A 13,058-nucleotide genomic window follows, 5' to 3' on the forward strand; every position below is an offset into this window, starting at 1 on the left:
TTACCGCTTGGCTGTTAACCGGTATTGCTCGGGCGATGTACCCATGAATTTCTTAAAGATCCGCGAAAAATAATAAGGGTCGTCATATCCCAGTTCCATCGCCACATTCTTGATCTTGGTTTCATCCGAATACAATAATTGGCATGCCTTCTGCATCTTAAGGTGAATAAAGTAATCAATAGGAGGCATCCCGGTTGATTTACGGAAGAGGATAGAAAAATAGGAACTGGAAAGGTTATGCTGTTTCGCCATATCTTCTACTGTTAATTTCTTATCTAAATTGGCACGCATGTGCACAATGGTAAGCGTAATTACATCGGTGCTTTCATCTTTGGCCACAGTAATATGGCTTTCGGGGAACAGAAAGGTAGCTATGAAATTATACAGACAAAAGTTAGCATTGCACAGGTTTTCAATACTATAACCCATCTCCAGGCACTGAAATATATTGTGCCATATATCAATTGCTTTATTATTGAAGGGGATGCTTACCGGCCCCTTATGCGCATCTAAATTAAGGAAACTGTTAAAGCCATTCATATTATCCCCGCTGAAATGCACCCAGTAAATAGTCCAGGGATCGTCGTTATCAGCCCAATAGCGTATATATTTATCGGTGGCGGGTATAAAAACATACTGGTTGGCTACTACTTCATAACGTTTGTCATCCAGTATATAATGGCCTTTACCTTGCAGGCAATAAAAGAAAATATTGTCCTCACAACCTTTGCGCCTTTCACGGTAATGAAAGTGTGCCCGGGGGAAATATCCTATGTGCGTAATGAAAATTTGAAAGAAAGAAGGATCTCTTTTAGATACATCCTTCCAAACCTTTTGCGGTATACTGATGAACTTTTCACCCTCAAAACCATCTCTTCTTTTTAAAACAACATTGCTCATCAAGAATATAGTAACAATATGTAACAATAATAGGATACTCCATTACAGGGTTTACGGCTGTATGGCAATGCTATATTAAAAAAATTAAACGGCAAATCAAATTTTGTCATACATATTGATAAAATGAATTAATACAAAGTATAAATCACTTAATTTATGCTTGCGGTAATGTTATAATTTCGTTTGTGAAATAAGTAGAACAGCATTATCCATCTAATTTAAAGGTTAATCCATTTTAGATAGAATAGTACAGTAATATTTTTATCAAACCGAATATAGCCATTTTAAAATCCTGATCAATGATCATCAAGTTCAAGTATTTAGTAATATTTATTGCTGCATTATCTTTTTGTATAAAAGCTAAAGCACAAACCACCACCGGTAAATGGAACGGGTTTGAGCAGGTAAATTTTACTATCGGTGCTCATAAAGCTTACTATGTAAAACCTGCAAAGCCGCTGCCGGGTAATCCGTGGGTATGGCGCGCCTCGTTTGCCGACTGGCATATCGAAATGGATACTATGTTGCTGTCGAGAGGATTTTATATTGCCTATTTGAGTGTAGACGATCAATACGGCAGCCCGTATGCTATGCAGGTTTGGGATAAATTCTATCAGTATCTTACTAAAAATATTGCTTTGGCACCAAAAACCAGTTTAGAGGCCGTAAGCCGTGGGGGTCTTTACGCTCTAAACTGGGCCAAGCGAAATCCGGATAAGGTGAACTGCATTTATGCCGAAACTCCGGTTTACGATTTTAAAAGCTGGCCGGGCAACAAAGGCAAAGGCCCCGGCGATACCACCTTATGGAAACAGCTAAAACAGGTTTATAACTTTACCGAGCAACAAGCCATCAGTTATAAGGATAACCCGATTGATAACCTCGAAGGGCTGGCATCTTTCAAAGTACCGGTAATGAATGTGATCGGCCTGGATGATAAACTGGCACCACCTGCCGAGAACAGCTTGCTGTTTGCAGAGCGTTATATCGCTTTAGGCGGCCCGGTTGCCACCTACCCGGTTACCGAAGGTCCGCAGGAATTGAGCGGACACCATTTTCCATTGAAACATGCTAAGGAGTATGCCGATTTTATTTATTACAACTCATACCCGGTAAAATCTGTACTGCCTTATAATAAGTACTATACTGTGCGCGGCGGCCTGCCTAATTTTTATAACGCGGTAACTGTTCGTAAACAAGCTACTGTTGGTTTCCTGGGCGGATCGATCACTTTTAACCCGGGATGGCGCGATAAAGTTTGCGCCTTTCTGAAAGAGAATTATCCGCAGACGGATTTCCGTTTTATTGCCGCGGGGATACCCTCTTTAGGCAGCCTGGCGCATACGTTCAGGGTGCAGCGTGATATATTGGACTCGGGCAAGGTAGACCTGCTCTTTGTTGAGGCCGCGGTGAACGATAGGGGCAACCTTACCGATAGTCTTACCCAGGTGCGCGATTTGGAAGGGATAGTACGCCAGGCAAAAAAGAGCAACCCGATGATGGAGGTAATCCTGATGTCGCTGGCTGATGGTGATAAAACCGGCGATTATACCAAAGGTATAATACCGATAGAGATCAAGAATCACGAACTGGTGGCTGCACATTACAATTCGCCATCTATCAATTTAGGCCGGGAGGTGTACGAAAAAATAAAGAACAACGAATTTAACTGGAACGACGATTTTAAAGATATCCACCCGGCTCATTTTGGGCAGGAGCTATACTTTGCCACTATAAAAGACCTGCTCTTCGCCGCTTTTAAAGAAGCTGCCAACACAAAATACAAACCAACTTCTGCTAAGCTACCGGCTTTACTAAACAAAGCCAGCTTTGAAAAAGGCACTTACTACAACATTACCAATGCCCAAACTGATAAAACCTGGACACTCGACAAAAACTGGGATCCGAAAGATGGGCTATCTACCCGTCCCGGTTATATCAATGTGCCGGTGTTGTACTCAACCCAGGCGGGTGGTACATTAACCTTGCCTTTTACCGGTACCGCCGTAGGCATGGCCATAGTATCAGGCTCTGACGAAGGTATTGTGTCGTACACCATTGATGGTAAAACTTATAAGGATATCGACCTTTTTACACCGCATAGTACCTGGCTGCATATACCAACCTACCTGCTTTTCGAGGGCGATTTAAAAATAGGCAAACACACTTTAGTATTAAAGATCACACCAAATAAAAACAATGCAAGCAAAGGCACTGCCTGCCACATTGTTTACTTTTTGGTAAACAAATAACCACAACCAATTTTATAACCTAATTAAATGACTGTTAAAAAACTCCTTGTAATTACCGCCGCTTTTGTAGCACTGTCGGCAGCGGCAATGGCGCAAACCAAGCCGTTAAAGCTATGGTATACCAAACCCGCCGCGATTTGGGAAGAAACCCTGCCGCTGGGCAATGGCCGTTTAGGTATGATGCCCGATGGCGGCGTTGACAACGAAAAGATAGTACTGAACGATATTACGCTATGGTCGGGCGCGCCGCAGGATGCCAATAATTATGAGGCTTACAAAAACCTGCCCGAAATACGCCGGTTGCTTCAGGAAGGTAAAAACGACGAGGCGCAAGCCCTCATCGATAAAAACTTCATCTGTAAAGGTGTTGGCTCGGGTAGTGAACCTTTTGGTTGTTACCAGGTATTGGGCGAGCTGAACATCCACTTTGATTATGGCAAGGGCAAAGATCAGCAGTCAGAGTTTAAAAGCTACCAGCGCGAATTGTCGCTCAATAACGCGATAGCTAAAAGCACGTACACTGTGGATGGCGTTACTTACAAAAGGGAATACTTCACCAGTTTTGGCGATGACGTGAGCATTGTAAAGTTAACTGCCGATAAACCCGGAAAATTGAATTTGAGTATCAGTATCAGTCGACCGGAAAGATCGGTTACAACGGCCACTAAAAATTCATTGCAGTTATTGGGCGACCTTAAAAGCGGTACGCCTGATATTGGCATGCAATATTTGGCCACGGTAAAAGCGCAGTTAAAAGGCGGTACTCAAAGCACTACAGATAACACGCTGGAAATTAAGGACGCTACCGAAGTTATCCTGTATATATCTACCGGTACCGATTTTAAAAATCCGGGATACAAACAAAAAATAGAGCAGAATTTAGCCGCGGCCATGAAGAAACCTTATGAGGTTCAAAAAGCGCAGCACATTGCTAAATTTCAAAAGCTGTTTAACAGGCTCAGCGTAAATTTGGGCGAAAGCACTGCCGCCGATGCTTTGACGACTGATAAAAGGTTAGTGGCTTTTCATGCTAACCCGGCATCTGATAAAGGCTTGCCTGTGTTGTTCTTTCAGTTCGGCAGGTATTTGAGCATCAGCAGCACAAGGGTTGGCTTATTGCCACCAAACCTGCAAGGCTTATGGGCCAACCAGGTGCATACCCCATGGAACGGCGATTATCACCTTGACGTTAACGTACAAATGAACCACTGGCCTGTGGAGGTAGCTAACCTTTCGGAACTGAATTTACCGCTGGCCGACCTGGTTAAAGGTATGGTTGCACCGGGCGAACGAACCGCTAAAGCCTATTATAATGCAGATGGCTGGGTAGCGCACGTCATTACCAATATATGGGGTTTTACGGAGCCCGGCGAAAGCGCATCATGGGGTATAACCAAGGCCGGTTCGGGCTGGTTATGTAATAACCTTTGGGATCATTACGCTTTCAGTAACGATAAAAACTACCTGAAAAAGATTTACCCAATACTAAAAGGTTCGGCACAGTTTTACAGTAGCATCTTAATTAAAGATGGTAAAACAGGTTGGTTGGTTACTTCACCTTCATCATCCCCCGAGAATACTTTTTACCTGCCAAACGGTAAACATGCCAGTATTTGCATTGGCGCTACTATTGATAACCAAATCATCAGGGAGCTGTTCAACAATGTGATTATCGCAGGTGAACAGTTAGGGGTTGATGCCGATTTCAGGAAGGTATTGAAAGAAAAGATCAAAGGTTTATCACCGGCGGTAAACATCGCAAAAGATGGCCGTGTAATGGAGTGGCTGGAAGATTATAAAGAAACTGACCCGCAGCACAGGCATATTTCGCACCTATATGGTTTATATCCGGCATCGCTAATTACTGCCGAAGGTACACCTGAATGGGCCGAAGCCGCTAAAAAGACTTTGGAAGTTAGGGGTGATGACGGCCCAAGCTGGACCATCGCGTACAAACTATTATTCTGGGCACGCCTGCACGACGGTAACAGGGCATACAAACTGTTTACCGAAATTATGAAACCAACCCAGCGTACCGATATTAACTACGGTGCAGGTGGCGGTATCTACCCGAACCTGTTATCTGCCGGTCCGCCGTTTCAAATTGATGGTAACTTTGGTACCACAGCCGGTATAGCCGAAATGCTGATACAAAGCCACGAGGGTTACATCAACTTTATACCTGCCATACCTGATAGCTGGAAAGCATCCGGGGAAATAAAAGGCTTTAAGGCACGCGGCAATTTTGTGGTCGACCTGAAATGGAAAGATGGTAAAGTGGTTAGCTATAAAGTAGCTTCAACCACGCCACGCAAAGTAAAGATTAAACTTAACGGAAAAGTTACCACAGTAATGGCTTCCAAAATATAAATTTACGCCTGTTACTGTCAATTGTACATTTTATGAGGAAATGCTTTTCTTTAATTATTTCAGCCGTTTTAATGAGTGGTGCTTTGTTAACGGCAAACACAGCAACAGCGTTACCGGTAGCGGCAATTCATATATCTGCGGAGCAGCAGGTTAAAATACCTTATGGCAAAAGCGGTTTTATTACTTATGATCTTACCAAAGGCCTGCTTAATGTAACCAATAATGGCGAAAGTATATTTACCAATGTTTTTTCGTCGGTTAAGTTGAATGATGCTACCATCACTTCAAAAGCTTACACGTTAAGGAAGTATAGTAAAACAAACGTTACCACAGGATTTGGGAAAGGTATAAAGCACCTGATTACTTTAACGGGGAGAGATCTACCGCAAATGGAGCAGGCGTTTTATACTTATCCCGGGTATGATTACTTCTTTATGGAAGTATTGGTAAAAGGTAATAACCTGCAAACAAACGATTTGGTGCCTTTTGAAGGTAACTTTAAAAATATTAAAGGCGACTCGCGTAGCCTGTTTATGCCTTTTGATAACGATACTTTTATCAGTTACGATGCCCGTCCGTTTAAGAAACCTACCGATGTAACCAGCGCCGAAGCCGGCGTGGTGTACGATAACACCGCTCGTAATGGCTTGGTAGTGGGTTCTGTTGAGCATTTGGTATGGAAAACGGGTGTTACCACCGTGGCATTTCCGGATAAGGCCAACTTTATACAGGTACAGGCCGGTTATTCTGCCGAAGCGGTTACCCGCGACAAAATTCCGCATGGAATGGTTAAAGGTAACACAGTTAAATCGCCATTGATCTTCGTTGGGTATTTTGCCGATTGGAGAACAGGGCTTGAAGCGTTTGGTAAAGCCAACCGTATTGCAGAGCCGCCTGTTGTTTTCAACTGGACTAAACCCACACCCGTAGGCTGGAACAGCTGGGGTGTAATGCAGGAACACCTAAACTATGAAAAAGTAACCAAAGTAGCCGACTTTTTTGCCGACAGCCTAAAAGATTTTAGATCAGGCAACACCGCGTATATCGATATGGATTCGTACTGGGATAACATGACCCGCGGCGGATTAAATGGTGATTTCAGTAAGCTGAAAGAGTTTGCCGATTATTGTAAGGCCAAAGGTTTAGAACCTGGCGTATATTGGGCTCCGTTTACCGATTGGGGTTGGGGTGGGGGGCCGGATAGAAAGGTAGATGGCGGCGATTATACCTTCGGTGAAGTTTGGACAAAAGTTGGCGACAAATATCACGATATAGATGGTGCCCGCGCGATGGATCCCACACATCCGGGAACTAAGCAGCGCATCGCCCTGGTGATCAAAAAACTGAAAGATTGCGGTTTTAAAATGATCAAGATAGATTTCCTTGGTCACGCCTCGGTAGAATCTACACATTTTTATGACACAACGGTAACCACAGGTATGCAGGCCTACCGCAAAGGGATGGAATACCTGATCAGCCAGCTTGGCGATCAGATGCTGATCTACGCTGCCATATCGCCAAACCTGGCAACAGGTCGTTATGTGCATACACGCCGTATCGCTTGCGACGCGTTTAAAACAATCAAGGATACGCAATACACCCTAAATAGTGTAACGTATGGCTGGTGGCAAACCTATTTGTACAATCATGTTGATGCCGATCATATTGTGCTGTCTACCGAGCAGGAGGGAGCTAACCGGGCAAGGTTACTGTCGGGCATTATCACCGGTACATTCATTACGGGTGATGATTTTTCGGCACATGGCCAATGGTCGGCAAGGGCGAAAGCATTCTACCAAAACCCCGAACTGCTTAAAGTAGTGGCCAATGGCAAAGCATTTAAGCCTGTGGATGGCAATACCGATAAAGGCGCTTCAGAAGTGTTTACCCGTAAAATCGGTAATAGTTATTATGTGGCGGTTTTTAACTACGGTAACGAGCCCAAATCATTTAAACTTGATGGCGCGAGGATCGGTTTGCCGGTATTGAAAAGTTATACTGCTACCGAGGTTATACAGAATAACAAAGCGACCTTTATAAATGCAGCCATCAATATCGACCTGAAACAGGCCGATGCTGCCTTATATAAATTTGATATTAAGTAAGCGCTTGCTGCTTATGTAACAAAAAGATCACCCAAAAACAGGTGATCTTTTTGTTTAGCGATGGTTTTGAAAGATATTATGGCAATACTTTAACAGAAAAATTAACGCCTAATAGCACCTTTGCAACATGCAACACAAGGGACTAAGCAAATCGCAGATCATTATTATGGCTATTACTGCCGGGGTTTGTGTGGCTAACATCTATTACAATCAACCCATACTTAAAGATATAGCCGCCAGTTTTCATGTACAGGAAGGGGCCGCGGGTATTATATCGGTGCTATCGCAGGCTGGCTATGGCCTGGGCTTGTTCTTCCTTACCCCACTTGGCGACAAGGTAAACCGTAAAAACCTGATCCAGTTTTTACAGATCGGCCTCATACTATCCCTCATCGGGATGACTTTTATACAAAGCCTTAGCGGTATTTATTTTATGAGCCTGCTTACCGGCGTGTTGGCTATAGCAGCGCAGGTAATATTACCCATGGCAGCTACGCTCGATCCGGCAAATAAAGGCAAAACAGTGGGAATCATCTTTACCGGTATTTTGGTGGGTATCCTCTCGGCACGGGTATTCAGCGGGTATATCGCGTTATGGTTAGGCTGGCGGTACGTATACGGCATATCGGCGATACTGGTAGGTGTAAGTGTTTTTATGGTAAGGTTTTCACTGCCCGATGTAAAGCAGGAGTTTAGCGGCCATTACGGCAATTTGTTGCAATCTATATTTGTACAGGTGAAAAGATTTCCGCTGCTAAGGCGCACGGCATTACTTGGGGCGCTGGTATTTGGTGTGTTTTGTTCCTTCTGGACAACTTTGACCTTTCACCTGAGCGCGCCGCCGTTTAATTACAATACCGATACCATCGGCTTGTTTGGTATTCTCGCTATTGGGGCGGCTTTGCTTGCACCCATTTTCGGTAAACTGGCAGATAAAGGCAACCCTGCCCGCTCGCAGGTGATCACGGTATTGATCGTACTGGCCGGAGTTTTGGTGGTGAAGGTCTTCCCGCATTCTATATATGCTTTCATTTTATCGGTATTATTGCTTGATATTGGTGTACAGGCCACTAACGTAACCAACGTAGCCACTATTTATACTTTGGATGCTACAGCGCACAGCCGTATCAACACAGTTTATATGACCACTTATTTTATTGGCGGCGCTTTGGGTACTTTTGCGGGCGTACAATGCTGGCGCATAGGCGGCTGGGATATGGTTACCTGGCAACTGTTACTTTGGGCCGTATTGGCATTAGTGCTGGCTTTAAGTAGTTTAAAGCAAAAAGCAGTACAAGCCACAGCCGCTTAATTACTGTTTAAACTTATTTTGAATTTACACCGGAGTTGAGTATTTTAAGGCGGCGCAAACGCCTTTAAAATACAAACATGGCCTCACCTGCAACTGAACAGTTAAAACGCGTTCTGAAACCGATCCATTTATGGGCGATAGCTGTTGGTTTGGTTATCTCGGGCGAGTATTTCGGTTGGAATTATGGTTGGGGTGTATCAGGCACCGTAGGCTTCTTAATAGCTACGCTTATCATTACGGTAATGTATGTTACCTTCATTTTTAGCTATACCGAATTAACCACAGCAATACCTCACGCGGGTGGTGCATTTGCCTACGCTTATCGCGCTTTGGGTCCTATTGGTGGCCTGGTGGCTGGTTATGCTACGTTAATAGATTTTTTGCTCGCCACGCCTGCAATCGCGTTCGCGTTGGGGAGTTATCTGCATTTTTTATATCCGGCTTTGCCTGTATTACAATCGGCCATGTTTTTTAATGTGGTGTTTATCCTGCTCAATATTTCGGGGGTAAAAGAATCGGCAACATTTTCGGTGTTCATTACCATACTGGCAGTGGCCGAACTGTTGTTGTTTATGGGCGTTATCGGTCCGCATTTTAAAATGAATAATTACCTGGCCAATCCAATGCCGTTTGGCTGGGGAGGCGTTTTCGCGGCCTTACCTTTCGCGGTATGGTTTTACCTGGCCATTGAAGGAGTAGCGATGGTGGCCGAAGAAGTGCAGGATCCTAAAAGAAACATTCCCCGCGGTTACATATCGGCCTTGGTTACATTGGTGCTATTGGCTTTAGGAGTGATGGTACTCACCGGCGGCATCACCGACTGGCGCAAACTTAGCAACCTCGACTATCCGCTGCCCGAGGCCATAGCCGTGGTATTAGGCAAATCAAACGGGTTAACCAAGATCTTCGCCAGTATTGGTTTGTTCGGGTTGATCGCGTCATTTCATGGTACTATACTGGCCTCGTCGAGACAGGTATTTGCCATGGCCCGCAGCGGTTATTTACCCCGCGGACTTGCAAAAGTTAACCATCGTTTTAAAACACCGCATTGGGCTATTGTGGCCGGGGGCTTTATTAGTTTTGCCGCCTTATACACAGGCACAACCAGCCAGATCATCATCTTATCCGTATTGGGCGCGGTGGTGATGTACATGATGAGCATGATCAGCCTGTTTGTCCTCCGCAAAAAAGAACCTGATTTAGAGAGGCCGTTTGCTTCGCCGTTTTATCCTGTATTTCCGGCTGTTGCACTGATCATCTCTACCGTATGTTTATTCGCCATAATTTATTATAACCCTGATGTAAGCATTGTTTTTATAGGTGGATTAATAACTTGTGTAGCCATATTTATAGCAATGGGCAAGCACAAAGTGAAAATTATGGACGATGTACTGCTTGAAAAGGCGGACGTAATAATTAAAGCCGAATAACATGAGCTACCGGTATACTATAAAAAATAAGGTTTACCGGTTTGATGACCTGAAAACCCTACTTGCAAAAGCATCGCCACACCGCAGCGGCGATATATTGGCAGGTGTAGCAGCCGAAAGTTATGAAGAACGTGTAGCAGCCCAAATTACCCTTGCCGATATTCCGCTACGAACTTTTCTTACTGAAGCCATAATTCCTTACGAAGAAGACGAGGTAACCCGTCTCATCATCGATACGCATGATTATGTGGCTTTCGACCCGATCAGTTCATTAACCGTCGGCGAGTTTCGCGATTGGTTGTTGAGCGACGAAACGGACAGCCATTTACTGCAAAAGATAACTAAAGGCATCACGCCTGAAATGGCCGCCGCGGTATCAAAACTGATGCGCAACCAGGATTTGATAGCGGTAGCATACAAATGCGAAGTGATTACCAAATTCAGGAATACTATCGGCCTGAAAGGGCATTTTTCTACGCGCCTGCAACCGAATCACCCGACTGACGACCCGAAAGGCATAGCAGCCAGTATTATCGATGGGTTGCTCTATGGCAGCGGCGACGCGGTGATCGGGATTAACCCGGCTACAGATAATCCGTCGGCAGTATTTAACTTGCTTAGGCTGATAGATGGTGTAAGGGAAAAGTTTGATATCCCAACACAATCCTGCGTATTAACTCATATTACCACCACGCTTGAACTGATCAATGCAGGCGCGCCTGTCGATCTGTGCTTTCAATCAATAGGGGGAACCGAAAAGACAAATTCGAGTTTCGGTATCAATCTCAATTTAATTGAGGAAGCTTACCAGGCAACACTTTCATTAAATCGCGGAACGGTTGGTAATAATGTAATGTATTTTGAAACCGGGCAAGGCAGCGCCCTGTCTGCCAATGCACATCATGGTATCGATCAGCAAACCTGCGAGGCAAGGGCTTATGCTATTGCCCGTCAGTTTAAACCACTGTTGGTGAACACAGTTGTAGGCTTTATCGGACCTGAATATTTATATGACGGTAAGCAAATTATTCGCGCAGCGCTGGAAGACCACTTCTGTGGAAAGCTCTTAGGATTGCCTATGGGCGTGGATGTTTGCTACACCAACCATGCGGAAGCTGATCAGGATGATATGGATAACTTGCTGACCTTGTTGGGTGTAGCAGGCTGTAATTTCATTATGGGTATTCCGGGGTCTGATGATATTATGCTGAATTACCAGTCTACATCGTTTCATGATGCACTGTATATCCGTAAGATGCTGGGCTTAAAACCCGCACCTGAATTTGAACAATGGCTGATCCGGCAAGGAATTACCAATGCCAGTGGTAATATTATAGCAGATAACAGCAATAAACTTTTAAAGAGCTGGGAGAGTTATGGCTGATATACCCGACGATAAACCGGCTCAATCGTGGCAATCATTGCAGCAATTCACCGCTGCCCGTATCGGTTTGGGCAGGGCCGGGGTCAGTATCCCGGTAAAACAATCGCTTGAGTTTAAAATGGCCCATGCCCACGCGAGGGATGCCGTTTATTCCAAACTGCATTTTGATGAACTGGCCGAAGCCTTTAAACAGTTTAACCTGCCGGTGGTACACTTGCATAGCAAAGCGGGGTATCGGGAGCAATACCTGCAACGCCCCGATCTGGGCAGGCGTTTAAGTGAAGAATCGTGCCTGCATTTAAGCGGGTACTCCGCAGAAAATGATATCGCCATCATTATAGCCGATGGCTTATCGGCCACGGCGGTTAACGAAAACATCATCGACCTATTAAAGTTATTTTTACCTTTATTAAAATATGCCAATATAAAACCGGCGCCTATTTGTCTGGTTAAGCAGGGCAGGGTAGCCATCGGCGACGATATCGGGTCGATACTGAAAGCTAAGATATCTTTAGTATTATTAGGCGAACGCCCGGGATTAAGTGCTCACGATAGTTTGGGTGCGTATCTCACCTATAATCCTCAACCGGGCTTAACAGATGAATCGCGCAATTGTATTTCCAATATTCGCCCTAATGGATTGAATTTAGAAGAAGCTGCCGCCAAAATGTTTTACCTTGTTCAGCAATCACTTAAGCGGCAGCTAAGCGGTGTACAACTTAAAGATGACACCGGGGCAGGATATTTTCCTTAATTATCGGTAACGATACTACCAATATAGGTAATAGGCTGGCGGTTAATGCTGCTGATCATCAATGTAGCGCTGCCATTAGCGAAAATGTCAATGGTTATTTTATCCTTGTTTTGGGTGTCCTTTGTATCGGCCCTTACTTTCCAGCTGCCCTTTTTACCGGGAGTTACTTTATAACTAAAATTTGTAGAAGTAAACTTTACACCACCATCAGTTGACGGGGTAATTGCCGCGCCCGAAAATGCCCTGCCGAAATAAGGCAAATAAGCGATGAGGCTGTCTTTGCCGATCTTCAAATCGTAATCGGCATTAAGGTAACGTTGCCCGCCGGCCAATGGCAAAACATAAGTGGCTTTAAACGTGTACTTTCCCGAATCTATTTTGTTTTTTACCTCGGTTGCTTTAGCGACGGCTTTTTCTTTTTTGGTAGTTTGGGCCGCAGCCGGGTTCATAATACCTATAATAAGGCATACAAACAATACTTTAATTAAGGTTTTCATATTTAGGATTTTATACATAAATATAGAACGAATATTATGTATAAATAATATTTA

At 44.3% G+C, this 13,058-nt stretch carries 9 protein-coding genes; 7 read left to right on the forward strand and 2 right to left on the reverse strand.

Annotation, left to right across the window (positions count from 1 at the left end):
• Window positions 1–900 (reverse strand): AraC family transcriptional regulator, encoded by a 900-nt coding sequence (locus AC07NA_RS01150; protein WP_494894946.1) that lies wholly within the window; start codon window positions 898–900, stop codon window positions 1–3.
• A 299-nt stretch (window positions 901–1,199) separates the two neighbouring features.
• On the opposite strand from AC07NA_RS01150, the gene AC07NA_RS01155 reads away from it, so the two are divergent.
• The 7 genes from AC07NA_RS01155 to eutC all read left to right on the forward strand — a co-directional run bounded on the left by AC07NA_RS01155 (window position 1,200) and on the right by eutC (window position 12,507).
• Window positions 1,200–3,152: an SGNH/GDSL hydrolase family protein gene (locus tag AC07NA_RS01155; protein ID WP_494894948.1), complete on the forward strand. Its 1,953-nt coding sequence runs from the start codon at window positions 1,200–1,202 to the stop codon at window positions 3,150–3,152.
• 27 nt (window positions 3,153–3,179) lie between these two features.
• Window positions 3,180–5,522, forward strand: coding sequence for a glycoside hydrolase family 95 protein (locus tag AC07NA_RS01160; RefSeq protein WP_494894950.1), 2,343 nt, complete (start codon window positions 3,180–3,182; stop codon window positions 5,520–5,522).
• A gap of 71 nt (window positions 5,523–5,593) precedes the next feature.
• Window positions 5,594–7,627 (forward strand): alpha-amylase family protein, encoded by a 2,034-nt coding sequence (locus AC07NA_RS01165; protein WP_494894951.1) that lies wholly within the window; start codon window positions 5,594–5,596, stop codon window positions 7,625–7,627.
• A 127-nt stretch (window positions 7,628–7,754) separates the two neighbouring features.
• Complete coding sequence (locus AC07NA_RS01170) at window positions 7,755–8,939, forward strand: MFS transporter (protein WP_494894952.1); 1,185 nt, start codon at window positions 7,755–7,757, stop codon at window positions 8,937–8,939.
• Between the two features lie 77 nt (window positions 8,940–9,016).
• Window positions 9,017–10,369: an ethanolamine permease gene (gene eat, locus AC07NA_RS01175; RefSeq protein ID WP_494894954.1), complete on the forward strand. Its 1,353-nt coding sequence runs from the start codon at window positions 9,017–9,019 to the stop codon at window positions 10,367–10,369.
• 1 nt (window position 10,370) lies between these two features.
• Window positions 10,371–11,753: an ethanolamine ammonia-lyase subunit EutB gene (locus AC07NA_RS01180; RefSeq protein WP_494894955.1), complete on the forward strand. Its 1,383-nt coding sequence runs from the start codon at window positions 10,371–10,373 to the stop codon at window positions 11,751–11,753.
• Entirely contained in the window at window positions 11,746–12,507 is a 762-nt protein-coding gene (eutC, locus tag AC07NA_RS01185; RefSeq protein WP_494894956.1) for an ethanolamine ammonia-lyase subunit EutC, read from the forward strand. Before AC07NA_RS01180 ends, eutC begins: the two co-directional genes overlap by 8 nt.
• On the opposite strand, the gene AC07NA_RS01190 is transcribed toward eutC, so the two are convergent.
• The gene (locus AC07NA_RS01190) at window positions 12,504–13,004 is read right to left on the reverse strand and encodes a DUF4251 domain-containing protein (RefSeq protein WP_494894957.1); all 501 of its coding nucleotides are present in this window, start codon (window positions 13,002–13,004) and stop codon (window positions 12,504–12,506) included. The two genes, eutC and AC07NA_RS01190, sit on opposite strands and share 4 nt — an antisense overlap.
• Between the last annotated feature and the right edge of the window lie 54 nt (window positions 13,005–13,058).

It is taken from the genome of Mucilaginibacter sp. GW821-FHT07G05 (assembly GCF_059418565.1).